Source organism: Pseudactinotalea terrae (assembly GCF_009733845.1).
GTDB lineage: Bacteria > Actinomycetota > Actinomycetes > Actinomycetales > Beutenbergiaceae > Pseudactinotalea > Pseudactinotalea terrae.
The window spans coordinates 104,690-127,847 of record NZ_WNXZ01000005.1 but is presented as its reverse complement, the minus strand read 5'-3'; the positions used below and the strand labels follow the sequence as shown (position 1 = coordinate 127,847).

The window sequence follows — 23,158 nt, the reverse complement described above, 5'->3', positions numbered from 1 at the left end:
CCAGGTGACAGGTCTCGATGTGAACGCTAACATCGATGCATGCGAGTGGCGATGCTGCACGGGGTAGGAGATATCCGTCTCGAGGAGGCTCCGGACCCTGAGGTCCCCGAAGGGCACACCCTGGTCCGGGTGACCGACGTCGGGCTGTGCGGTTCCGACCTGCACTGGTTCGGCGAGGGCGGCATCGGTGACGCGACCCTGACGCGACCCACCATCCCGGGCCACGAGTTCGCCGGCATCGGGGCCTCGGGTGACCTCGACGGCGTCCCGGTGGCGGTCGACCCCGCGATCCCGTGCGGTCGCTGCGAGATGTGCGAGCTCGGCCACCGCAACCTCTGCACCCACATCCTCTTCGCCGGCCACAGCACGCTCGACGGCGGCATGGCCGAGCTGATCGCCTGGCCCACCCACCTGCTGCACCCGCTCCCCGAGGGCATGACCGGGCCCGACGGCGCGATGCTCGAGCCCCTCGGCGTCGCGCTCCATGCTTGGGACCTCGCGCACAGCCGCGTCGGCGACGCGGTCGCGGTGGTCGGGTGCGGTCCGATCGGGCTGCTCGCGATCCAGCTCGCCAAGGCTGCCGGCGCAGGGCGGGTGGTCGCCGTCGAGCCTCTGGCGCACCGCCGCGAGGCAGCGGCGCGGTACGGCGCGGACCCGGTCTTCGACACCGACGAGGCGGCCGAGCCCGCTACCTGGAAGCAGCTCGGCCTCGGCGCGGACGTCGTGCTCGAGATCGCCGGCAACGATGACGCGGTCGAGGCGGCCGTCACAGCGGTGCGTCCCGGTGGCCGCGTGGTGCTCGCCGGGATCCCCGACGGCGAGCGCTCCTCCTTCCCCGCACACGTCGCCCGTCGCAAGGGCCTGACCTTCGCGATGGTGCGTCGTATGAAGGAGATGTACCCCCGCAGCATCCGGCTGGTCGAGCAGGGACTGATCGACGTGCGCTCGATCGTCACCGAGCGCGTGCCGCTCGATGACGTCGCGGGCGGCTTCGCCCGCGCGACCGCACGCACCGGTCTCAAGACCGTGATCGGTCTCTCATGACCGGGGCACCGCCGCTCGGCTGGAACTCCTGGGACTGCTTCGGCACCACCGTCACCGAGGACGAGGTGATGGCCAACGCCGAGGTGATGGCCAGGCGCCTGCTCCCCTTCGGGTGGGACACCGTGGTGGTCGACATCCAGTGGTACGACCCCACGGCGCGGTCGCACGGCTACAACGACGACGCGCCGCTGCTGCTGGACGCCTTCGGGATCCATCAGCCGGCACCGAACCGCTTCCCGTCGAGCAACGACGGCTCGGGCTTCACCTCGCTCGCTGCCCGCGTGCACGACCTCGGCCTCCGCTTCGGCCTTCACATCATGCGGGGGATCCCGAAGATCGCCGTCGAGCAGGCCCTCCAGGTGAAGGGGACCGAGTACACCGCGCGCGACATCGCGGACACGTCCTCGACCTGCCCGTGGAACCCCGACAACTACGGCCTGAACCACGACCACCCGGGTGCGCAGGCCTACTACGACAGCCAGGTCGCCACGTTCGCCTCCTGGGGTGTGGACTTCATCAAGGCCGACGACATGCTCGCGCCGTACCACGACCGTGAGATCGCGGCCTACGCCGAGGCGATCCGCCGCAGCGGCCGCGACATCGCGCTCAGCCTGTCACCGGGGACCGGTCTGGACGTGGCTCACCTGGACCACCTGCGCGAGAACGCGGTCATGTGGCGCATCTCGGACGACCTGTGGGACCGGTGGGAGGACGTCGTCGAGCAGTTCGGCCGGCTGGCCCGCTGGGCTCCGCTGCAGCAGCCCGGCGGCTGGGCCGATGCGGACATGCTGCCGCTCGGCCGCATCGGTATCCGCGCCGAGCGTGGTGAGCCGCGAGACTCCCGCCTCACGCCCGACGAGCAGCGCACCCTCATGAGCCTGTGGGTGCTGGGCCGCTCGCCGCTCATGATGGGTGGCCACCTGCCCGAGACCGACGAGGCCACCTTCGCGCTGCTCACCAACCCGCACGTGCTGCGGATCCTGTCCCACTCGACCGACAACGCGGAGATCTACTCCGACGGCGATGCGCGCCTCTGGCGGGCCCGTGACGCCGAGACCGGGGCCACCTGGATCGGGGCCTTCTGGTTGGGTGAGTCCGCCACCACGCTGAGCCTGCCCACGCTCGACGGCGTGCCCCAGGCGCCCTCCGCCGTCGACGTCTGGACCGGGGAGCAGACCAGCCTCGACACCCTGGAGATCCCCGCCCACGGGGTGCGGCTGCTGCGCCTCGACCCGCCGAGCGCGCGGTAGCCGCCGTTCTCGGCGTGAGAGCGACAGCATCCCCGCGCTCGACCCAAACAACCGACACCAGGCCCGCGTTCGACCGACCACACTTGGAGAATGGAAGACATGGCTGCAACCGCCAGCATCACCCTTGACCCCGCCTTCGTCGTCGGGCCGGTCCGGCGGCGGACCTTCGGTTCGTTCGTCGAGCACCTCGGCCGCTGTGTGTACACCGGCATCCACGACCCGGAGCACCCCACCGCTGACGCCGACGGCTTCCGCCAGGACGTCATCGACCTCGTCAAGGAGCTCGGCGTCGGGACCGTGCGGTACCCGGGCGGCAACTTCGTCTCCGGCTACCGGTGGGAGGACGGCGTGGGCCCGGTCGAGGAGCGGCCGCGGCGGCTGGACCTCGCGTGGCACTCGACCGACCCGAACACCGTGGGGGTGGACGAGTTCATGCGGTGGTGCGAGAAGGCCGGCATCGAGCCGATGATGGCTGTCAACCTCGGCACCCGTGGCGTGCAGGAGGCGCTCGACATCCTCGAGTACACGAACGTCGTGACCGGCACGCATTTCGCGGACCTGCGCCGCGAAAACGGCCGCGAGGAGCCGTACCGCATCGGCATGTGGTGCCTCGGCAACGAGATGGACGGGCCCTGGCAGATCGGGCACAAGACCGCCGAGGAGTACGCGCGGCTCGCGAACGAGACAGCGAACGCCATGCGGATGGTCGACCCCGATCTCGAGCTCGTGGTGTGCGGGTCGTCGAACTCGAGCATGCCGACCTTCGGGTCGTGGGAGGCGACCGTGCTCGCCGAGACCTACGAGAACGTCGACCTGATCTCGGCGCACGCCTACTACCAGGAGAAGGACGGCGACCTCGCCAGCTTCCTGGCGTCCGCCGTCGACATGGACCACTTCATCTCCTCGGTCGCGGCTGCCGCCGACTACGTGCGCGCCGCCGGCAAGCACAGCAAGCACATCAACATCTCCTTCGACGAGTGGAACGTCTGGTACCAGGACCGCGTGGCCACCGACCTCGCGAAGGGTGACGAGTGGCCGGTCGCGCCGCGGATCCTCGAGGACAAGTACAACGTGGCCGACGCCGTGGTGGTCGGCTCGCTGCTGATCTCGCTGCTGCGGCACACCGACCGCGTGCACTCGGCGAGCCTCGCCCAGCTCGTCAACGTGATCGCGCCGATCATGACCGAGCCGGGCGGGCGGGTGTGGAAGCAGACCACGTTCCACCCGTTCTCGCTCACCGCGAAGCACGCGCAGGGTGAGGTGCTCCAGGTGGCGCTCGACTCGCCGACGCACGCCACCGCGAAGTTCGGTGAGGTCACCTCGCTCGACGCCGTGGCCACGCGCGACCCCGAGACGGGTGCGGTGTCGGTGTTCGCCGTCAACCGCAGCACCGAGGGTCCGCTCGAGCTCACGGTGTCAGCGCCAGCTCTGGGGGAGCTCGGTCTCGTGGAGGCGCTCACCTACACCAGTGACGACCACACCTGGGCCGCCACCGCTGACGACGACTCCTCGGTGCTCCCGGTCGCGAACGAGACCGCGGCGCTGGCCGAGGGTGAGCTCACCGTGACCCTCCCGCCCATCTCCTGGAGCGTCCTGCGCCTCGCCTGAGACACCGATTTCAACGCACTGTCGACCATGTCGAAAGTGCGTTGAAATCGCGTATCGGTCGAGAGTGCGTTGAAATCGAGGGTCAGGGGCGGCCGGAGGCGAGTGCGCCGATCGCCGCCTCCGCGGCTGCGGGCGAGAGCGGGCGAGCGCCCTTCTCGACCCAGCCGCGGACCAGCGTGGGCTCGGCCCGGAGCAGGGCGCTGCCGCGGCGCAGCAACGTCACCGGGGGCTTGCGGCTCTCGCCGAAGTCCCGGAGCAGGCGGAACCAGAACGTGCTCACGCGCGGTCGCACGAGACAGATCGCGTCGGCGAGCACGTCCTCGCTGCGCAGGTCCGCGACGAGCTCGGCCGCGAAGATGCCCTCGGCGACGATGATCGGGTCGTCGCGATCGATGACCAGCCGGGTGTCGCCGGTGCGGCGGGAGGTCGGGATGTCGTAGACCGGCAGCTCTGTCTCACCCTCGCGGCACAGGTGCAGCAGCGCCGCGAGCGCCCCCGCGTGGTCCCACGAGAGCGGGCTGTCCCAGTCGACGCTGCCGTACCGCTGCGGCATCCCGGGGTGATCGATGTCGTGGTAGAAGTCGTCGAGCGCGATCGTGGGAACGCCCAGCCGGCGGCTCAGCGACGACTTGCCCGAGCCCGAGGGCCCCGTGAGCAGCACGACCCGGTGGGCGAGCTTGCGTGACCCTGCAGGGATCTCGAAGAGCCCGGGTTCGCCGTCGGGAACCCCGTCGGTGAGGTCGGGGGTCTCAGCGGCGGACATCCGTCCATTATCAGGCCCGTCAGCGGGCGGCGAGCGCCGCCTGCGCGGCCGCGAACCGCGCGATCGGGACGCGGTAGGGGGAGCACGAGACGTAGGTGAGGCCGAGCTTCTCGAACAGCGCGATCGAGGCCGGGTCGCCGCCGTGCTCGCCGCAGACGCCGAGCTTGAGGTCGGGTTTGGTGCTGCGACCGCGCTCGGCGCCGATGCCGACGAGGCCGCCGATCCCGTCGACGTCGATCGACGAGAACGGGTTGGTGGGCACGAGGTCGCCCTCGATGTAGGTCGACAGGAACGCGCCCTCGGCGTCGTCGCGCGAGATGCCGATGCCGGTCTGGGTGAGGTCGTTGGTACCGAACGAGAAGAAGTCGGCGTACGCGGCGATCTGATCGGCCACGACGGCGGCTCTCGGCAGCTCGATCATCGTGCCGATCGGGATGTCGAGCGACCTGCCGACGCTGGCGAGCTCCTGCGCGAGCGTCTCGGTGATGATCGCGCGCATCCGCCGCAGCTCTTCGGCGTACGCGACGAGCGGCACCATGATCTCGACCTGCGGGTCTCCGCCCCGGTCGGCGACGGCGAGGGCTGCCCGGGCGATTGCACGCACCTGCATCTGGGGGATCTCGGGATAGAGCAGCGCGAGCCGGACACCGCGGGTGCCGAGCATCGGGTTCTGCTCGGTGAGCTTCTTGATCTGGGCCAGCAAGGCGCGAGCGTGCCGCAGATCGGTCGGGTGCGTGTCCGCGCCGAGCTCGAGCCGCTGCACCTCGAGCGCCTGGTCCACCAGGCTCGGCAGGAACTCGTGGAGCGGCGGGTCGAGCAGCCGGATCGTGACCGGCAGCCCGCTCATCGCCTCGAGGATCGCCTCGAAGTCCGCCTGCTGCATCGGCAGGATCTCCGCCAGAGCGGCGGCACGCTCGGCATCGTCGCTCGCCAGGATCATCGTGCGGACAGCAGGGAGCCGGTCGGCCTCCATGAACATGTGCTCGGTGCGGCACAACCCGATGCCCTCGGCGCCGAACTCCCGGGCCTTGGCAGCGTCGGGGCCGTTGTCGGCGTTGGCGCGCACGCCGAGGCGGCGGATCTCGTCGGCCCAACCGACCACGGTGGCGAAGTCGTCGTTGATCTGCGGAGCGACCAGCTCGAGCGCGCCGGCGAAGACCTCGCCGGTGGAGCCGTCGAGGGTGATGAGATCGCCCTCGGTCAGCGTGAGGTCACCGATCGTGAGCGTCTTGCCCTCGACGTCGATGTCGATCTCGGAGGCGCCTGCAACACAGGGCTTGCCCATGCCGCGTGCGACCACCGCGGCGTGCGAGGTCATGCCGCCGTGCGCGGTCAGCACGCCCTGGGCCACGAGCGTGCCGGCGATGTCGTCCGGGGTGGTCTCCCACCGGACCAGCACGACGGCGTCGCCGGCCTTGCCGCGCCGCTCGGCCACCAGCGAGTCGAAGACGACCTCACCGACCGCGGCACCCGGGGAGGCGGCGAGCCCGCGCGTGACCGGGGTCTGGCCGTGCGCGCCGAGCGCGGGGTGCAGGAGCTGGTCGAGCTGCCCCGGCTCGATGCGGTCGATCGCTTCCTCACGGGTGAGGACGCCTTCCTCGACGAGGTCACGCACCACCTTCAGCGCGGCCGCGGCGGTGCGCTTGCCGCCCCGGGTCTGCAGCAGGTACAGCTGCTCGTCCTCGACCGTGAACTCGATGTCCTGCATGTCCCGGTAGTACGACTCGAGCGTGCCCATCACCTCGATCAGCTGCCGGTAGGCCTCCGGCAGCAGCTGCTCCATCTCGGCGAGCGGCCGCGGCGTGCGGATGCCGGCCACCACGTCCTCACCCTGAGCGTTGAGCAGGAACTCCCCGTACAGCTCCTTGGCGCCCGTGGCGGGGTTGCGGGTGAAGCAGACGCCGGTCGCGGAGGTGTCGCCGCGGTTGCCGAACACCATCTGCATGACGTTGACGGCGGTGCCCAGGCTGTCGGGGATGCCGTTGGCGCGCCGGTAGACGCCGGCGCGGGGATTCAGCCAGGACCTGAAGACGGCGTCGATGGCCCGGTGGAGAGCTTCCGTGGGGTCGGTGGGCAGGTCCGCGCCGATGTGGCTGCGGCTGACCGCCTTGAACGTCCCGACCAGCTCGCGCAGGTCATCGGTGGACAGATCGGTGTCGGACGCGGCGCCGCGGCTGCGCTTGAGGGCGGTCAGCGCGTCCTCGTACAGGTGGGCCGGCACGCCCTCGACGACCTCGCCGTACATCTGCAGGAACCGGCGGTAGGAGTCCCACGCGAACCTCGGGTCCCCGGCCTCCCGGCCGAGGGCATCCACGGTCGCGTCGCCGATGCCGAGGTTGAGGATCGTGTCCATCATCCCGGGCATCGAGACCACGGCGCCGGACCGCACCGAGACCAGCAGCGGCCGCTGCGGGTCGCCCAAGCCGCGCCCGGTGCGCTCCTCCAGGCGGGCGAGCGCGGCGAGGGTCTCCTCCCACAACCCGGCCGGCCAGTCGCCGTCGTTGGACATCGTGTCCACGCAGGCCGCGGTGGTCACCGTGAACCCGTCCGGGACGGGGACACCCAGGCGCATCATCTGCGCGACGCCTGCACCCTTGCCGCCGAGGAGAGCCTTCATCGAAGCGTCTCCGTCGGCGAGGTCGTACAGGTAGCGCTGCTGCGTCATCGGTCTCACTCCATCGGGACACGACCCTCACCGGGCGAGGTGTCGGCATGTGCGGGCACAGTAGCGGTGCCGTGCGCGGCTGGCCACCGCGCGGTCGTCGGGCGTCGCCACCGAATCGATCCACCGTGAACAACCCCACAGTCTCGGATCAGGCGAGCGCGTCCCGCCGCTGCTCCACGACCTCGATGACGCGGAGGGCAGCCTCCTCGAGAGCGACGGCGGTCGTGTCGATGACCGGGCAGCCGAGACGGCGTTGCACGGCTCCGACCTCGTCCAGCTCGTCGTAGATCTTGGCGAGCTCGGCGTATCCGTCCTTGCCCTGGCCGACGCCCATGCTGTGGACGCGTCGGCGTCTGATGTCGTGCAGCCGTTGCGGATCGATCGTCAGCCCGACGATCTTCCACCGGTCCACCTCGAAGAGCGCGCGCGGAGCGGGCAGCCCAGGCACGAGCGGGATGTTCGTCGTCTTGTAGCCGAGGTACCCCAGGTACATCGAGAGCGGCGTCTTGCCGGTCCGCGAGACGCCGACCAGCACGATGTCGGCGGCGGACAGGGGATGGGTGAGCTTGCCGTCGTCGTTCGCGATGGCGAACTCCATCGCCTGGATGCGCTTGAAGTAGTCCTCTCCGACCCCGACGGATGCCACCGTGCGTGAGGGTGCCGCGCCGATCGCCTGCTGCAGCGCCGTGACCGCGGGATCGAGCAGGTCGGCGTGCGCCAGGCGGACCTCTGCGCAGAGCTGGGCGAGAAGCGAACGGATGTGCTCGTCGACCAGGGTCGAGAACACCACCACGGTGCTGGACCGGCCGGCGAGCGGCTCGATCACGGCCCGCAGCATCGACTCGGACAGGATCCGAGGGTGTCGCACGATGCGGATCTCGCGATCGGCGTACTGCGCTCGCGCCGCGCGCGCGACCCGCGCCGCGGTGTCGCCCGTCGAGTCCGCGACGACGTGGATCTCGATGCGCTCAGCCACAGCTCGATCCTGCCACTCGCGCCCGCCGCCCGGCGGTGGAACCTGCCCACGCGCGTCCACCGGCTGAGATCCTCACCAGGCGGGGAATGAGGCGGTACCGGGTCGGCGTTGCGATCGCCATGGGAACTCCTGAGCCTGCCACGTCAGCGGGCCCGCCCGTTCGAGTCCAGCCCTCCTTCAGCGGCCGGATCCCGGCCGGTCTGGTTCTGCTGCTGTCGGCGCTCACCGCCGTGGGGCCGCTGACCATCGACCTCTACCTTGCCGCGTTCCCCGAGATCGCGACCGAGCTCGGCACCTCCAGGGCGAGCGTGCAGCTGACCATGACCACCACGTTGATCGGGCTGGCGCTCGGGCAGCTGGTCATCGGCTCGCTCTCAGACGCGCTGGGGCGCCGCCGGCCGCTGATCGCGGCGTTCGCCCTCTACGCGGCGACGTCGCTCGCGATCGCGTTCGCCACCTCGATCGCCGCGCTCGCCGCCCTGCGCGGGATCCAGGGGTTCGCGGCCGCCGCGGGCATGGTGATGTCGATGGCCATCGTGCGCGACCGGTTCTCGGGTCCGCGGGTGGCCAAGGTCATCGCCCGGCTGATGCTGATCGTGGGTGTCGCGCCGATCCTGGCCCCGACCCTGGGCGCCCAGATCCTGCGGTTCGGCGACTGGCGCGCGATGTTCTTCGTGCTCGCAGCGGTCGGAGCTGCGCTGCTGGCCCTGGTGGTGCTGTTCCTGCAGGAGTCGTTGCCCGCGCAGTACCGCCGCTCGGGCGGTCTTCGCCCGGCGCTCGCCTCGTACGGATCGTTGCTCCGGGACCGCTCGTTCGTGGCTCTCGCACTGCTGGCCGGGTTCTACATGGCCGCGATGTTCACCTACGTGTCGACATCGACCTTCGTGTTCCAGGAGGGCTTCGGCCTGACCGCGCAGCAGTTCGCGCTGATCTTCGGCGCGGGCGCCATCGCCGTGACCGCCGGGTCGCAGATCAACGGTGCGCTCGCCGGCAGGGTGACACCCGAGCGGATCCTGTCCATGGTGGTGCCCGCCGGCGTCGTGCTGTCGCTGGTGCTCGTGGTGGTGGCGGCGACGGTCGGCAGGACGATCGCCGGCATCGGCCCGCTCGTCGCCGCACTGGTGCTGGTGCTCGGCACCGCCGGCTTCGTGATGCCCTCCGTGCCGGCCATCGCGCTCGAACGGAACGCCCACCAGGCGGGCAGCGCAGCGGCGCTCCTCGGCGCCTCGCAGTTCGGTGTGGGTGCGGCGATCGCGCCGGTGACCGGGCTGTTCGGCGAGGTCACTGCCCTCACCATGGCGGCGGTCATGAGCGGGACGATCCTCGTGGCCGCCGGGCTGCTGCTGGTCGTGTCACGGGGATGGGCCCGTGAGGCACGTGCCGACTCGACCGTCCAGGACGCGCCCGTCGACGGCGTTCGTGCCCTCGCCGTCGAGGGTGCCTGACTCGCTGCGTCAGATCGCGCTCGAACCCCGCACGATCAGCTCAGGCGTGAAGGTGACCTGCTCGACGTCGTCGAGCCCGGTGCGCAGGAGGATGTCCGCTGCCGTCCACCCGAGCGTGTGGGTCGGCTGCCGGACCGATGTGAGAGGCGTCGAGAGCATCGAGGCGAACGAGACGTCGTCGTAGCCGACCACGGCCATCGCCTCGGGCACCGCGACCTGTCCCTCCCGGAGTGCCCGGAGGCTGCCGAGCGCCGTCAGGTCGTTGACGCAGAAGATCGCGGTGGGGCGGTCGTCGCGCGCGAGAAGGCGCTGGGTGGCCACGTCACCGGCGTCGGCGTTGAGGTTGTCGACGCTGACCTCGATCAGTACCTCGTCGGGGTCGAGCCCGCGCTGGTCGAGTGCCTGCAGCACGCCGTCGCGACGGTCGATGCACTGCCGGAGCGTCAGGGGACCGTTGATGAAGCCGATCCGCCGGTGGCCGAGATCGAGCAGGTGCTCGATCGCCAGGCTGCCGCCGCTCACGTCGTCGACCGCCACCGAGCTGAGCTCGGGCACGGGGGATGTGTGGTCGAGCAGCACGACAGGGATCCCCTTGTCGCGGAGGGCAAGGAGGGCGTCGATGCTGCCGTGCGAGGGGGTGGCCAGCACGCCGCGCACGCCGTGCTCGGCGAAGAGCCGCAGATACCGGGCCTCACGGTCGGGGTTCTCGTCGGAGCTCGCGAGCATGAGCGTGAGGTCGTCCTGCGCGAGCCGGTCCTCGATGCCGCGAGCGATCTCGGTGAAGAACGGGTTCGCGATGTCGAGGACGACGGCGCCGATCGTGGTGATCTCGCCGCTGCGGAGCTGTCGAGCCGAGGCGTTCCGCACGAAGCCGAGGTCGTCGATCGCCGTGAGCACGCGTTCGCGTGTGGCGGCGGCGACGCGGTCCGGGCGGTTGAGCACGTTGGAGACGGTGCCGACCGAGACGGCGGCGAGCTTCGCGACGTCGGTCACGCTCGGCCGGCGCACACGGCTCGCGGTGGCGTCGGACGTGTCGGTCGACATCAGCTGGGCCCCCATCCATCAGTGGGCTTCGGCGCCCGAGAGGCGAGTTTATCGTTTCAAGCCGTGAGGGCGCCACACGGCCGACGCAGTGCGCCGTGCGGGCGTCACCGGGGTCGGCTGGAGGCGCGGACGATCAGCTCCGGGGTGAACTCGACCTGGTGCGGGCGGGGGGCGTCGTCGCCACGCAGCAGGAGGTCGGCCGCGGTCCAGCCGAGCTGGCGGGTGGGCTGGCGGACCGAGGTCAGCGGCGTGCTGAGCATCGCGGAGAACATGATGTCGTCGTAACCGACCACAGCGACGTCGTCGGGCACCGAGACGCCGCGGGAGTGCAGCGCCTGCAGCACGCCGAGGGCGACGATGTCGTTGATGCAGAGGATGCCGTCGGGCGGGCCGTCGGGGGAGTCGAGCAGCTCATGGGTGGCGGCCTGGGCGAGCTCGGCCGTCATCGGCGCCTGCAGGAGGACCTCCTCGAGCACGGCGTCGACGTCCAGCTCACGGGTGAGGATCGCGCGCTCGACGCCCTGGTGACGGGCGGCGCACTGGCGCACCGTATGAGGGCCGTTGAGAAGGGCGAGCCGGGACCGGCCGCCGTCGAGCAGGTGCGCGGCGGCGAGGGCGCCCCCAGCGACGTCGTCCACCCAGACCGAGTCGAAGTCCCGCGAGAACGAGTCGAGCAGCACCACGTCGGTGCCTCGCTCACGGATCTCGGACAGATAGGTGAGGTCGTCGCCGGACGGCGTGACCAGCAGACCGCGCACGCCCTGCTGGAGCAGCAGGTCGAGGTACCGACGCTCACGCGCGGCATCCTCGTCCGAGCTCGACAGCATCAGCGTGTAGCCGTCCTGGGAGAGACGGTCCTCGACGCCGCGCGCCATCTCGGTGAAGAACGGGTTCGCGAGGTCGAGCACGACGGCGCCGATCGTCGTGATCTCGCCGTTGCGCAGCCGCCGCGCGGTCGCGTTGGGCACGTAGCCGATCCGGTCGATGACGGCCAGCACGCGCTCGCGGGTCTCGGGTGTGACGGTCGGCCGCTTGTTCAGCACGTTCGAGACGGTCCCGACGGCGACCCCGGCGAGCCGTGCCACATCCTTGATCGCGGGCTTCTTGCCTCGCGGTATCCCGAGGTCGTCCCCGACGTCGGGCTTCGTCATGATCTCTCCAGTCACCGGCTTGGCGTCATCGTAGGGCCGGGGCGTCCGGCTGCGGCACGGGCGTCGTGTCACGGAGGTGAGCGTTCGCCTTGACACGCGGCCGGACCGATTAATAGGCTGATCGTATCCTGAAACGTTTCAACATCGCTGCTGAGCACACCGAGGAGATTCCCATGAGCACGCAGTCGGACGCCGACGTCCGGTCCGCCCTCGCGGCCCAGACCATCGAGCTGCCCTCCTGGGCATTCGGCAACTCCGGGACCCGCTTCAAGGTGTTCAGCACCGAGGGAGTCCCGCGCGACCCGTACGAGAAGATCGCCGACGTCGCCCAGGTCAACAACGTGACGGGGGCCGCCCCGCGGGTGTCGCTGCACATCCCGTGGGATCTCGTGGACGACTTCGACGACCTCGCCCGGCACGCGCGCGAGCACGGCGTCACGATCGGCGCCATCAACTCGAACGTGTTCCAGGACGAGGACTACAAGCTCGGCTCGCTCACGCACGCCGATCCGAAGATCCGCGCCAAGGCGGTGCGCCACCATCTCGACTGCATCGACGTGATGCGCGCGACCGGCTCGACCGACCTGAAGATCTGGCTGCCGGACGGCACCAACTACCCGGGCCAGGACGACATCCGCTCGCGCCAGGACCGGCTCGCCGAGAGCCTCGCGGAGATCTACAGCGCGCTGGACCCGCACATGCGCCTGCTGCTCGAGTACAAGTTCTTCGAGCCGTACTTCTACACGACCGACATCCCGGACTGGGGCACATCGCTGCTGCACTGCATGGCGCTCGGGAACCAGGCGACCGTGGTGCTCGACACCGGCCACCACGCACCCGGCACCAACATCGAGTTCATCGTCGCGCAGCTGCTACGGGTCGGTCGCCTCGGTGCCTTCGACTTCAACTCGCGCTTCTACGCCGACGACGACCTGATGGTCGGTGCAGCCGACCCGTTCCAGCTGTTCCGGATCATGAACGAGATCGTCGTCGCGGACGCGCTGCGCCCGGACTCCGGTGTCAACTTCATGCTCGACCAGTGCCACAACATCGAGGCGAAGGTGCAGGCGCAGATCCGGTCGGTCATGAACGTGCAGGAGGCGACAGCCAAGGCGCTGCTCGTCGACCGCGACGCCCTCGGCGAGGCGCAGCGCTCCGGTGACGTGCTCGGCGCCAACGCTGCTCTCATGGACGCCTACAACACCGACGTCCGCCCGCTGCTCGCCGAGGTCCGCGAGAGCAAGGGCCTGGCCGGCGACCCGATCGCCGCCTTCCGCGCCTCGGGCTACTCCGAGAAGGTCGCCGATGAGCGCGTGGGCGGCACCCAGGCGAGCTGGGGCGCCTGAGGCGACCCGCCGCCGTCGGGCACAGGACGAGACCAACCATCGAACGCGCGGATCGTGCGGCACTCAGACTGAGACCCACACCTTCCGCACGTTCGACCATGAGCAACTGAGGAAGACAGATGACGAACCAGGCAGCAGCCGATCTGATCGCACGCTCGAACAAGCTCGGGTCCGACCCGCGCAACACCAACTACGCCGGCGGCAACACCTCCGCCAAGGGCACCGACATCGACCCGGTCACCGGGCAGCCGGTCGAGCTGCTGTGGGTGAAGGGGTCCGGCGGTGACCTCGGCACGTTGACGGAGTCCGGTCTCGCGGTGCTGCGGCTCGACCGCATGCGCGCGCTCGTGGACGTGTACCCGGGCGTCAAGCGCGAGGACGAGATGGTCGCCGCGTTCGACTACTGCCTGCACGGCAAGGGGGGTGCCGCGCCGTCGATCGACACTGCGATGCACGGCCTGGTGGACGCCGCGCACGTGGACCACCTGCACCCCGACTCGGGCATCGCGATCGCGACCGCCGCCGACGGCGAGGAGCTCACCTCGACGATCTTCGGCGACAAGGTCGTGTGGGTGCCGTGGCGCCGGCCGGGGTTCCAGCTCGGTCTGGACATCGCCGCCATCAAGGAGGCGAACCCGCAGGCGATCGGCTGCATCCTCGGTGGCCACGGCATCACCGCGTGGGGCGACACCTCGCGCGCTGCCGAGCGAAACTCGCTGTGGATCATCCGCACCGCGGAGAAGTACATCAAGGCGAACAGCAAGAAGAACCCGTTCGGCGCGCGGGTGAAGAAGTACGAGCCCCTCACCAAGGCGAAGCGGTTGACGCGTGCGGCCGAGCTCGCTCCGCTGCTGCGTGGTGTCGCGTCGCAGGACAAGCCGATGGTCGGGCACTTCACCGACGACAAGGTGGTGCTGGACTTCCTCGCCTCGCGCAACCACCCGCAGCTCGCCGCGCTGGGGACCAGCTGCCCCGACCACTTCCTGCGCACCAAGGTGAAGCCGATGGTGCTGGACCTCGCGCCGGACGCGCCGTGGGAGAAGGTCGTGGCGCGGGTCGAGGCCCTGCACGAGAGCTACCGCGCCGACTACGCCGCGTACTACAAGCGGCACGCGAAGAAGGACAGCCCCGCGATGCGCGGCGCCGACCCGCTGATCGTGCTGGTGCCGGGGATCGGCATGTTCTCCTATGGCAAGGACAAGCAGACCGCGCGCGTGGCGGGCGAGTTCTACATCAACGCCATCAACGTGATGCGCGGTGCCGAGGGGCTGTCGACCTATGCGCCGATCGAGGAGAGCGAGAAGTTCCGCATCGAGTACTGGGCGCTCGAGGAGGCGAAGCTGCAGCGGATGCCGAAGCCGAAGCCGCTCGCCACCCGGGTCGCGCTCGTGACCGGCGGCGGATCCGGCATCGGCAAGGCGATCGCGGAGCGGTTCGCCGCCGAGGGCGCGTGCGTGGTGATCGCGGACCTGAACGAGACGAACGCCCAGGCCGTGGCAGCCGAGCTCGGTGGCCCCGACAAGGCGATCGCCGTGCGCGCCGACGTCACGAGCGAGGACGATGTCAGGGCGATGATCGCCGCCGCGAACCTCGCGTTCGGCGGCGTCGACCTCGTGGTGAACAACGCCGGTCTCTCGGTCAGCAAGCCGCTGCTCGAGACCGAGGTGGCCGACTGGGACCTGCAGCACGACGTGATGGCTCGCGGCTCGTTCCTCGTCTCCCGTGAGGCGGCCCGCGCGATGATCGCCCAGAAGCTGGGCGGCGACATCATCTACATCAGCTCGAAGAACTCGATCTTCGCCGGCCCGAACAACATCGCCTACTCCGCCACCAAGGCCGATCAGGCGCACCAGGTCCGGCTGCTCGCGGCCGAGCTGGGTGAGCACGGCATCCGCGTCAACGGCATCAACCCCGACGGCGTGGTCCGCGGGTCCGGGATCTTCTCCGGCGGGTGGGGCGCCAAGCGCGCCGCCGTGTACGGAGTCCCGGAGTCCGAGCTCGGCGCGTACTACGCGCGGCGGACCCTCCTCAAGAAGGAGGTGCTCCCGGAGCACGTGGCGGCTGCGGCGTTCGCGATCGCCGGTGGCGACCTGGACCAGACGACCGGTCTGCACATCCCGGTCGACTCCGGGGTCGCTGCTGCCTTCCTGCGCTGATCGAGATGAACGAACCCACGCGCGGTGCCTTTGTTGCTGTGGATCTCGGCGCGTCGAGCGGGCGGGTGATCCGAGGCGAGGTGGTGAAAGGGGAGGTCACGCTCACCGAGGTGGCACGGTTCCCCAACGGCGCGACCCCGGATGAGAGCGGCACGCTGCGCTGGGACCTCAGCGGGCTGGTGCAGGCGATCCTCGAGGGCCTGCGGGCCGCGGGGGAGCTCGGCCCTGTCGCCTCGATCGGGGTCGACACCTGGGCCGTCGACTACGGCCTCCTGGACTCCCACGGGGCTCTCCTGGCGGAGCCCGTGGCCTACCGGGACGGGCGGAACGAGGCGGCCGTCCCGCGCGTGCACGAGCGGGTCTCGCCCGCGGAGCTGTACGCGATCTCCGGGATGCAGCACCTGCCGTTCAACACCGCGTACCAGGTGAACGCCGAGCAGCAGGGCGAGCTGTGGGCGCGGGCGAGCACGCTGCTGCTGGTGCCCGACCTCATCGCGTACCTGCTGACCGGCGCCAAGGTGGCCGAGCTCACCAACGCCTCGACGACGGCGCTGCTCGACGTCGGGGCGGGGGACTGGTCGGCCGAGCTGCTCGAGCGCCTCGACATCCCGCGGGACCTCCTTCCTGACGTCGTCATGCCCGGCTCCGTGATCGGCACGCTCAGCCCCGAGGTCGCGGAGCGCACCGGCCTCGGTGAGGTCCCGGTGGTGGCGGTCGGCTCGCACGACACGGCGTCCGCCGTCGTCGGGGTGCCCGCACGGCGGAGCGACTTCGCCTACATCTCGTGCGGGACGTGGTCTCTCGTCGGTGTCGAGCTCGACGAGCCGATCCGCACCGAGGCGAGCCGCGCGAAGAACTTCACGAACGAGCTGGGTGTCGACGGCACCGTCCGCTACCTGCGCAACGTGATGGGTCTGTGGGTGCTGCAGGAGTCGCAGCGCACCTGGGCCGAGCAGGAGGTGGCGGTCGAGCTGCAGCAGCTGCTGGCCGATGCGGCGCAGCTGCCGGAGCGAGGCACGGTCATCGACGTCGACCATCCCGACTTCCTGCCTCCCGGCGACATGCCGGCGCGGATCGCCGCGCACGCCGAGGCGACCGGGCAGCCGGTGCCTGTCACGCCCGCCGAGGTCACGCGGTGCGTTCTCGACTCGCTCGCAGTCGCGTACCGACGGGCCGTGCATGACGCCGTGGACCTCTCGGGTCGCGAGGTGGGTGTCATCCACGTGGTGGGAGGCGGCTCCCGCAACGCCCTGCTGATGCAGCTGACCGCGGACGCCACCGGGCTCGAGGTCGTGGCGGGCCCGGAGGAGTCGACCGCGCTGGGGAACGTCCTCGTGCAGGCTCGCGCGCTCGGCGCCGTGCCCGACACCGGTCTCGCCGGCCTTCGTGAGATCGCCTCCCATGGCGCCGATCTCGTGACGTACCGGCCGAGCATCGACGCCACCTGCGCCCTCGGCTGGGCGGAGGCCGAGCGCCGTGTCCGCGACGCCTGAGGCCCAGGACGGCGCCGCGCGGCGTCCGCAACTAGCGGCAACGCATGGCGTTCCGCGGCCGGGTGCGCCACGCTGACCCAGCACGATCACAGACCCCGAGAGGACAGATCAACGATGAGGTACGCCGTCGCCGGTACGGGTTCACGCGCAGGGATGTACGTCGGAGCACTGACCGGTGACCACGCCGACTCCGGTGAGCTGGTCGCGTGGTGCGAGCCGAACCCGGTGCGGGCGGCCTGGTACGACAACCACATCTCCGCTGAGCTGCCGCGCTACGAGGTGGCGGACCTCGAGAAGATGATCGCCGACGAGCGCGTGGACAAGCTGATCGTCACGACGCCGGACCACGCGCACGCCGAGATCGTCTCGCGGGCGATGCGCGCCGGGGCCGACGTCATCGTCGAGAAGCCGCTGACCATCTCGGACGAGGGCTGCCGCCTCATCACGGACACGATGCGGGAGACCGGTCGCGACCTGGTGATGACGTTCAACTACCGGTACTCACCCCGCAACAGCGAGCTGCGCCGGGTGATCGCTGAGGGTGAGATCGGGCGGGTGCTGTCGGTCCACTTCGAGTGGGTGCTCGACACCGCGCACGGCGCTGACTACTTCCGCCGCTGGCACCGCCAGAAGGACAGCTCCGGCGGCCTGCTCATCCACAAGTCCAGCCACCACTTCGACCTGGTCAACTGGTGGCTCCAGGACGTCCCGGCGCGGGTGTACGCCACCGGTGGCCTGAAGTTCTACGGGCCCGAGGGCGCCGGCGCTGCCGGCGCCGGTGAGCGTCCCGCGCGTGGCTCCGAGGGGCGCCCCGACGACCCGTGGTCGCTCGACATCTCCTCCGAGGAGCGCCTCAAGGAGCTCTACTACGACGCCGAGAAGCACGACGGCTACATCCGCGACCAGGATGTGTTCGGCCCGGGGATCACGATCGAGGACGATCTCGGCCTCGTGATCGACTACGCCGGCGGCCCGTTCATGACCTACAACCTCACCGCGCACTCGCCGTGGGAGGGCTACCGGGTGTTCGTCAACGGCTCCGAGGGCCGGGCAGAGCTCGAGGTCGTCGAACGCTCCTGGGTCGAGGCCAAGGGTGCCGTGGTCGACCCCAGCGCGAACGAGGTCGAGCAGGCCGAGGCCACCCGCCCCAAGGGCGCGCGGCTGCTGGTGCAGCGCCACTGGGAGGCCGCGCGCGAGGTGGAGATCCCCGAGCGGTCCGGCGGCCATGGCGGCGGTGACGCGCTTCTCCTCCAGGACCTGTTCCAGCCCGGCACCCGCCCCGACCCGCTGGGTCAGGCTGCCGGCGTCCTCGACGGCGTGCGGGCCGTGTGCGTCGGCATCGCCGGCAACGCCTCGCTCGCCTCGGGCCAGGCGGTGCGCATCGCCGATCTCGACCTCGGCGTCGACCCCGCCGCCTCCTCCCTGTCCTGACGAGCCTGGTGGGTCCAGGGGCCGTCGCGCTCGCGCTGACCGAGGAGGAGAGACGGTGCGGTACTGCTTCATCAACCGGGTGCGGCCGGACAGGCTGACCGAGTACGCGGCCGCCCACGCGGCCGTGTGGCCGGAGATGCTCGAGGCGCTGCGCGACTCGGGCTGGCGGGACTACTCGCTCTACCTGTCCGACGACGGGCTGCTCGTGGGGCACTTCGAGGCCGACGACTACGACGCGGCCCAGCAGGCGATGACCCGCACGGAGGTCAACCCACGCTGGCAGGCCAGCATGGAGCAGTTCTTCGTGAACCCCGGCAACCCCGACGAGGGCTTCCAGCTGCTGCCCGAGATCTTCAACCTCGAGGACCAGCTCCGCGCGGCTGGCCTGCCGACCGCGTCCACGCCGCGCCCCTGACCGGATCTCACCGCACTGTCGTCACCTGTCGGAGGTGCGGTGATGGGGCGCTCCTGATGTGCCTGTGGGTCCGCGGCTCGTTGTGGAAGCGACATCGTGGCACTTTCCGCAACGCCCATGAGACAGGAACGTTGCACATGTGACAGATGGGCGAGCTCCGCAACGCCACCCGGGGGCACCTTGCGGCTCGCGGCTCCGCGCTGGTGCCGAGTTCGTTGGATCTCGTCAAGTTCGTTCGGTGCACCCGACGAGCTCGGCGGACTGCAACGAACTCGGCGTGGGTGTGGCGGGCCCGGAGTGTCGGCGGTCGCGCCGGGCCGTCAGAAGATGCCGACGGAGAAGTAGTTCATCTCGTCGGGCCGCTCGATCACGGCCGGACACCCTGCGGGAACGAGCTCCGCATCGGCCAGCGAGGTGCCGTAGCCGCCGCCGAGCGAGATGAGCTCGCCGAGCTTTGCGCTCTCACCGTTGACCGTCAGCGTGGTGCCATCCCAGTCGGTGACGGCGATCGGCAGGATCGGCACGACAGGCGGCCGGTCGTCGAAGCCCTCGTGCGTCGGCAGCAGGACGAGGCAGCCGTCCTGCAGCTCGAGGGTCCCTTCCAACAACGCGCCGGAGCCGCCCGACTCGGTCTGCAGGTGGTAGGCGAACGGGACGTCGCTCGGGAGTGGATCGGGTGGTGACGGCGCCGCAGCGCAGGCGGCGCACAGAAGGATCGCGCCCGCGAGTGCGAGAGCGCTCGGCGACCTCCGCATGCCCGGACGCTAGCACCGCAGCCACGACCGCAGACGTGTGGCGACCCGACTGCGCGGTAGCTGCCGGTCGGCTGCCCGGGGGGGCTGCCGACTGAGGCACTGTCGAGAGTGATCCTGCCGACGGGGGGCCTTGCCGGTCGTGACGTTGCCGACAGCCAGGGTGTGACGTTGTCCACTGGGAAGCGCGTGTCGAAGGCTCAAATCGCAACGATGCGATCGACGTCGACTCAGCGTCCGCAGCGCCAGATCCCCGGAATACCACCGATTCCGGCACTTAGCAGCCCGTGGGAGCGCCCGTAACCAGATCGTTAAGTCCGTATGTCCTGACAAATGTTGACCTTCGCGTCCGGCCGGTGCTAACGTTCACGCGGTAACCGCCTTCCAGGCACCCAGCGCGCGTCGCGTCGGTCGGCCGCGTCTCAGAGAAGAGGCCCCCATGAGATCAACTTTCAGCCGCCGTCAGATTCTGCTCGGCGGACTTTCCGGCGCCGCGGTGATCGGCCTGACCGCTGCCTGCGGCAGCGACGACGCGGGCGGCGGATCCACCGACCCGGCCGAGGTCGGCACGCTCCAGTTCTTCCTCTCCGGTGACGCCAACCAGGGTGGCGGCTTCGCGGCCATGGCGGCGAAGTACAAGGAGGAGACCGGCATCGAGGTCGAGATCGTCGACGTCGCCAACGAGGACCTCACCACCCGCCTCAAGAACGCCGCTCAGGCCGACGACCTCCCCGCGCTCGCCCGCGTCGGCGCCGTCGACCCCGTGTGGAAGAACGCGACCATGGACCTCGCCGAGATCATGAGCGCGAACAACATCATGACCGGCCTGTCGACGCAGGACGAGGACGGCAAGGTCATGTCCTTGCCGACCGACGTCACCGGTGTCGGGCTGTTCCTCAACAAGTCGCTCTTCGACGAGGCCGGGGTCGCCTTCCCCACCGACCCCGAGGGTGACGTCTGGTCCTGGGACGACTACGTGGCCGCCGTCAAGCAGGTGCAGGAGGCGACCGGCGCGTCCTACGGGATGGCGATGGACCGCAGCTCGCACCGCCTGAAGTCCTTCCTCTATGAGTTCGGCTCCACCATGTGGCAGCCCGACGACAGCGGGACGTTCACGACCAACGACGCGACCAAGACCGCGCTCGAGTACTTCTACGGCCTCAACGACGACAGCTTCATGCCGCGCTCGGTGTGGCTCAGCGAGGCCGACGGCAACGCGCTGTTCAAGAGCGGCGACGTCGTGTCCTACTACTCCGGCTCGTGGCAGATCGCGGACTTCGCGGACAACATCGCGGACTTCGAGTGGGTCTCGGTGCCGACGCCGCGTCAGCCCACCCGCGCCATCAACTTCGGGAACGCCGCCTCGATCGTCGTGTTCGAGGGCACCGGCCAGGAGCAGGCGGCGTACGACTTCGTCAACTGGCTCTTCACCAAGGAGAACTACGACGAGCTCGCCACGACCTCTGGCTTCCTGCCGGCGGTCGAGGGTGCCACGGTCGACTATGGCGACCAGCAGGCAGCGTTCGACCTGTACAACGCCGAGATCGCCGGCTCCGACCCGATCGTCAGCACGATCAAGCAGATGGAGCTCGGCTTCGAGGTCGCGGGCCTCAGCGTCGACGGCGACCCGCTGCGCGACAACGTGATCCGCTACCTCAATGACGAGATCGGCGTCGACGAGTGCATCACGATCATCGGTGAGCAGATGACGGAAGCCTTCGGCTCCGCCAGCTGAGACCGCTACGGTGCGCCCCGGGAACCCGGGGCGCACCGTTTCATCTATGAAGGAGGACGTGATGGTCCAGGACGCACCTGCGGCTGCTGCTCCGGCGTCCGCGCCACCGACTCGACGGCGTATCCGCCGACCCGGGCAGACCCTCGCCCCGCTGCTGTTCATCTCGGTGGCGTTCGTGCTCTTCGCGGTCTTCTTCGTGGGCCCCGGATCGCTCGGCATGTACTACTCCCTCACGGAGTACACCGGTGTGGGAGACCCGGAGTTCATCGGTCTCGCCAACTACGAGAAGCTGTTCGGCGACAGCCAGTTCTACCGGTCGATCATCCGCACCGTGCTGTACACGGTCTTGGCGGTGCCGGTGCACTACGTCGCGGCGCTCGGGATCGCGCTGCTTCTGACCTCGGCGGCCACCCGGTTCCGCAGCGCGGCCCGCGTGATCTTCTTCGTGCCGTGGCTGATCTCGCCGATCGTGACCGGTGTGATCTGGCGCTGGATGTTCGGTGAGAACTTCGGACTCATCAACTTCGTGCTGAACGCGCTGGGCGGCTCCGGGCAACGCTGGGAGACCGAGGGCAACCTCGCGCTCGCCGTCGTGATCCTCGCCGGGACCTGGGCCGGCACCGCCTTCACGATGCTGCTGTTCATCGCAGCACTGCGGAACATCCCGAAGTCCTACCTCGAGGCAGCCCAGATCGACGGCGCCTCGGCCGCGCAGCGGTTCTTCAAGATCACGCTGCCGCTGCTGCGGCCGACGTCGTTCATGGTGATCCTGCTCGGCACGCTCGGCGCAATGAAGGAGTTCGCCATGGTGCAGGCCCTCAACGGCGGTGGCCCCGGCACCGAGAACATGTTCATCGTCCAGTACATCTACCAGACCGGGTTCCAACGTGCCGACATCGGGTACGCGAGCGCGGTGTCGATGGTGCTGATGCTGATCCTCATCGTGATCGCCCTGAGCCAGATGCGCTTCGACCGCCGGGAGGACCTCGCATGAACGCACCCCGTAAACGTCTCTCCCCCGCTGCGCTCCTCGGAGAACTCTGCGAGGACCCCGCATGAGGATCCGTGGTGTCAACATCGGACTGACCGTGCTGCTGCTCGTGCTCGCAGCCTTGTTCGCGTTCCCGATGCTGTGGTTCCTGCTCAGCTCGTTCAAGCCGGGCAGCGAGCTGTTCTCGCTGCCGCTCTCGCTCTTCCCCGACAACTGGACGGCGTCGGGCTACGAGACCGCGTGGACCCGTTTCGACTTCTGGCGCTACTTCGCCAACACCGGCACCGTCGCGGTCATCACGACGTTCTTCACCGTGCTGGTCTCGGCCATGACGGGATACGCGTTCGCCAAGTACAAGGCCTGGTGGCTGCAGGCGTTCTTCATCTGCATCCTCATCACCACGATGCTCCCCACCGAGGTCATCATGCCCTCGACGTTCGCGATCATCCGTGACCTCGGGCTGTACAACAGCCTCGCCGGCATCATCGTGCCCTCGATCATCACCGCGACCGGCATCTTCATGTTCCGGCAGTACTTCCGCACCGTCCCCGACGAGCTCCTCGAGGCAGCCCGCATCGATGGTGTCGGCGAGTTCCGGGCGTTCTTCCAGATCATGCTCCCGATCGCCAAGCCGATCGCCGTGGTGCTCGCGATCTTCTCGTTCCAGTGGCGCTGGAACGACTACATCTGGCCGCTGATCGTGCTGAACGACCCGAACAAGTACACGCTGCAGATCGCGCTCCGCTCGATCGTGGGCGCCGACAACATCGACTGGTCGGTGCTGCTCTCGGCCTCGGTGATCTCGCTGATCCCGATGGTGATCCTCTTCGTCATCTTCCAACGGCAGATCATGAGCGCCGACATCAACTCCGGCCTGAAGGACTGATCACGCT

The 23,158-nt window shown here is 69.6% G+C and carries 18 protein-coding genes; 12 read left to right on the top strand and 6 right to left on the bottom strand.

Going from position 1 to position 23,158, the window contains the following annotated elements:
• Positions 1-39 precede the first annotated feature (39 nt).
• The 3 genes from GPA03_RS16010 to arfA all read left to right on the top strand — a co-directional run bounded on the left by GPA03_RS16010 (position 40) and on the right by arfA (position 3,902).
• Positions 40-1,044, top strand: a complete 1,005-nt coding sequence (locus GPA03_RS16010; RefSeq protein ID WP_156253040.1) for a zinc-dependent alcohol dehydrogenase — start codon at positions 40-42, stop codon at positions 1,042-1,044.
• Positions 1,041-2,294, top strand: coding sequence for a glycoside hydrolase family 27 protein (locus GPA03_RS16005; RefSeq protein WP_156253039.1), 1,254 nt, complete (start codon positions 1,041-1,043; stop codon positions 2,292-2,294). Before GPA03_RS16010 ends, GPA03_RS16005 begins: the two co-directional genes overlap by 4 nt.
• 99 nt (positions 2,295-2,393) lie before the next feature.
• Entirely contained in the window at positions 2,394-3,902 is a 1,509-nt protein-coding gene (arfA, locus tag GPA03_RS16000) for an arabinosylfuranosidase ArfA (RefSeq protein WP_156253038.1), read from the top strand.
• Positions 3,903-3,984: 82 nt separating this feature from the next.
• Here arfA and GPA03_RS15995 read toward each other — a convergent pair whose 3' ends face one another.
• From GPA03_RS15995 to GPA03_RS15985, 3 genes are all read right to left on the bottom strand, one after another.
• Positions 3,985-4,665, bottom strand: a complete 681-nt coding sequence (locus tag GPA03_RS15995; protein WP_156253037.1) for a uridine kinase family protein — start codon at positions 4,663-4,665, stop codon at positions 3,985-3,987.
• A gap of 19 nt (positions 4,666-4,684) precedes the next feature.
• Complete coding sequence (ppdK, locus tag GPA03_RS15990; RefSeq protein ID WP_156253036.1) at positions 4,685-7,330, bottom strand: pyruvate, phosphate dikinase; 2,646 nt, start codon at positions 7,328-7,330, stop codon at positions 4,685-4,687.
• Between the two features lie 148 nt (positions 7,331-7,478).
• Entirely contained in the window at positions 7,479-8,306 is an 828-nt protein-coding gene (locus GPA03_RS15985; RefSeq protein WP_156253035.1) for a pyruvate, water dikinase regulatory protein, read from the bottom strand.
• 119 nt (positions 8,307-8,425) lie between these two features.
• Here GPA03_RS15985 and GPA03_RS15980 point away from each other — a divergent pair, with 119 nt between their 5' ends.
• Positions 8,426-9,751, top strand: coding sequence for a multidrug effflux MFS transporter (locus tag GPA03_RS15980; RefSeq protein ID WP_241681340.1), 1,326 nt, complete (start codon positions 8,426-8,428; stop codon positions 9,749-9,751).
• Between the two features lie 9 nt (positions 9,752-9,760).
• Here GPA03_RS15980 and GPA03_RS15975 read toward each other — a convergent pair whose 3' ends face one another.
• Together GPA03_RS15975 and GPA03_RS15970 are read right to left on the bottom strand one after the other, a co-directional pair.
• A complete protein-coding gene (locus tag GPA03_RS15975; protein ID WP_156253034.1) occupies positions 9,761-10,795 on the bottom strand; it encodes a LacI family DNA-binding transcriptional regulator in 1,035 nt (344 codons plus the stop codon).
• Positions 10,796-10,899: 104 nt separating this feature from the next.
• Positions 10,900-11,946, bottom strand: a complete 1,047-nt coding sequence (locus GPA03_RS15970; RefSeq protein ID WP_156253033.1) for a LacI family DNA-binding transcriptional regulator — start codon at positions 11,944-11,946, stop codon at positions 10,900-10,902.
• Between the two features lie 173 nt (positions 11,947-12,119).
• On the opposite strand from GPA03_RS15970, the gene rhaI reads away from it, so the two are divergent.
• From rhaI to GPA03_RS15945, 5 genes are all read left to right on the top strand, one after another.
• Positions 12,120-13,292, top strand: a complete 1,173-nt coding sequence (gene rhaI / locus GPA03_RS15965; protein ID WP_156253032.1) for an L-rhamnose isomerase — start codon at positions 12,120-12,122, stop codon at positions 13,290-13,292.
• A gap of 119 nt (positions 13,293-13,411) precedes the next feature.
• The gene (locus tag GPA03_RS15960; protein WP_156253031.1) at positions 13,412-15,448 is read left to right on the top strand and encodes a bifunctional aldolase/short-chain dehydrogenase; all 2,037 of its coding nucleotides are present in this window, start codon (positions 13,412-13,414) and stop codon (positions 15,446-15,448) included.
• 5 nt (positions 15,449-15,453) lie between these two features.
• Complete coding sequence (locus GPA03_RS15955; RefSeq protein ID WP_156253030.1) at positions 15,454-16,941, top strand: rhamnulokinase; 1,488 nt, start codon at positions 15,454-15,456, stop codon at positions 16,939-16,941.
• Positions 16,942-17,055: 114 nt separating this feature from the next.
• Positions 17,056-18,372, top strand: a complete 1,317-nt coding sequence (locus GPA03_RS15950) for a Gfo/Idh/MocA family protein (protein WP_156253029.1) — start codon at positions 17,056-17,058, stop codon at positions 18,370-18,372.
• Between the two features lie 55 nt (positions 18,373-18,427).
• The gene (locus tag GPA03_RS15945; protein ID WP_156253028.1) at positions 18,428-18,787 is read left to right on the top strand and encodes an L-rhamnose mutarotase; all 360 of its coding nucleotides are present in this window, start codon (positions 18,428-18,430) and stop codon (positions 18,785-18,787) included.
• A gap of 320 nt (positions 18,788-19,107) precedes the next feature.
• On the opposite strand, the gene GPA03_RS15940 is transcribed toward GPA03_RS15945, so the two are convergent.
• Positions 19,108-19,542 carry a hypothetical protein gene (locus tag GPA03_RS15940; RefSeq protein WP_156253027.1) on the bottom strand — a complete coding sequence of 145 codons (435 nt, stop codon included), beginning with the start codon at positions 19,540-19,542 and terminating at the stop codon, positions 19,108-19,110.
• A 436-nt stretch (positions 19,543-19,978) separates the two neighbouring features.
• On the opposite strand from GPA03_RS15940, the gene GPA03_RS15935 reads away from it, so the two are divergent.
• The 3 genes from GPA03_RS15935 to GPA03_RS15925 all read left to right on the top strand — a co-directional run bounded on the left by GPA03_RS15935 (position 19,979) and on the right by GPA03_RS15925 (position 23,151).
• Positions 19,979-21,274 carry an ABC transporter substrate-binding protein gene (locus GPA03_RS15935; RefSeq protein WP_156253026.1) on the top strand — a complete coding sequence of 432 codons (1,296 nt, stop codon included), beginning with the start codon at positions 19,979-19,981 and terminating at the stop codon, positions 21,272-21,274.
• A gap of 46 nt (positions 21,275-21,320) precedes the next feature.
• A complete protein-coding gene (locus GPA03_RS15930; protein ID WP_241681339.1) occupies positions 21,321-22,268 on the top strand; it encodes a carbohydrate ABC transporter permease in 948 nt (315 codons plus the stop codon).
• Positions 22,269-22,329: 61 nt separating this feature from the next.
• A complete protein-coding gene (locus GPA03_RS15925; RefSeq protein ID WP_156253025.1) occupies positions 22,330-23,151 on the top strand; it encodes a carbohydrate ABC transporter permease in 822 nt (273 codons plus the stop codon).
• Positions 23,152-23,158 lie beyond the last annotated feature (7 nt).

Coding starts and splice junctions, on each gene's coding strand:
- GPA03_RS16010 (WP_156253040.1), top strand. CDS start 40: ATGCGAGTGGCGATGCTGCACGGGGTAGGAGATATCCGTCTCGAGGAG.
- GPA03_RS16005 (WP_156253039.1), top strand. CDS start 1,041: ATGACCGGGGCACCGCCGCTCGGCTGGAACTCCTGGGACTGCTTCGGC.
- arfA (WP_156253038.1), top strand. CDS start 2,394: ATGGCTGCAACCGCCAGCATCACCCTTGACCCCGCCTTCGTCGTCGGG.
- GPA03_RS15995 (WP_156253037.1), bottom strand. CDS start 4,665: ATGTCCGCCGCTGAGACCCCCGACCTCACCGACGGGGTTCCCGACGGC.
- ppdK (WP_156253036.1), bottom strand. CDS start 7,330: ATGACGCAGCAGCGCTACCTGTACGACCTCGCCGACGGAGACGCTTCG.
- GPA03_RS15980 (WP_241681340.1), top strand. CDS start 8,426: ATGGGAACTCCTGAGCCTGCCACGTCAGCGGGCCCGCCCGTTCGAGTC.
- GPA03_RS15975 (WP_156253034.1), bottom strand. CDS start 10,795: ATGTCGACCGACACGTCCGACGCCACCGCGAGCCGTGTGCGCCGGCCG.
- GPA03_RS15970 (WP_156253033.1), bottom strand. CDS start 11,946: ATGACGAAGCCCGACGTCGGGGACGACCTCGGGATACCGCGAGGCAAG.
- rhaI (WP_156253032.1), top strand. CDS start 12,120: ATGAGCACGCAGTCGGACGCCGACGTCCGGTCCGCCCTCGCGGCCCAG.
- GPA03_RS15960 (WP_156253031.1), top strand. CDS start 13,412: ATGACGAACCAGGCAGCAGCCGATCTGATCGCACGCTCGAACAAGCTC.
- GPA03_RS15955 (WP_156253030.1), top strand. CDS start 15,454: ATGAACGAACCCACGCGCGGTGCCTTTGTTGCTGTGGATCTCGGCGCG.
- GPA03_RS15950 (WP_156253029.1), top strand. CDS start 17,056: ATGAGGTACGCCGTCGCCGGTACGGGTTCACGCGCAGGGATGTACGTC.
- GPA03_RS15940 (WP_156253027.1), bottom strand. CDS start 19,542: ATGCGGAGGTCGCCGAGCGCTCTCGCACTCGCGGGCGCGATCCTTCTG.
- GPA03_RS15935 (WP_156253026.1), top strand. CDS start 19,979: ATGAGATCAACTTTCAGCCGCCGTCAGATTCTGCTCGGCGGACTTTCC.
- GPA03_RS15930 (WP_241681339.1), top strand. CDS start 21,321: ATGAAGGAGGACGTGATGGTCCAGGACGCACCTGCGGCTGCTGCTCCG.
- GPA03_RS15925 (WP_156253025.1), top strand. CDS start 22,330: ATGAGGATCCGTGGTGTCAACATCGGACTGACCGTGCTGCTGCTCGTG.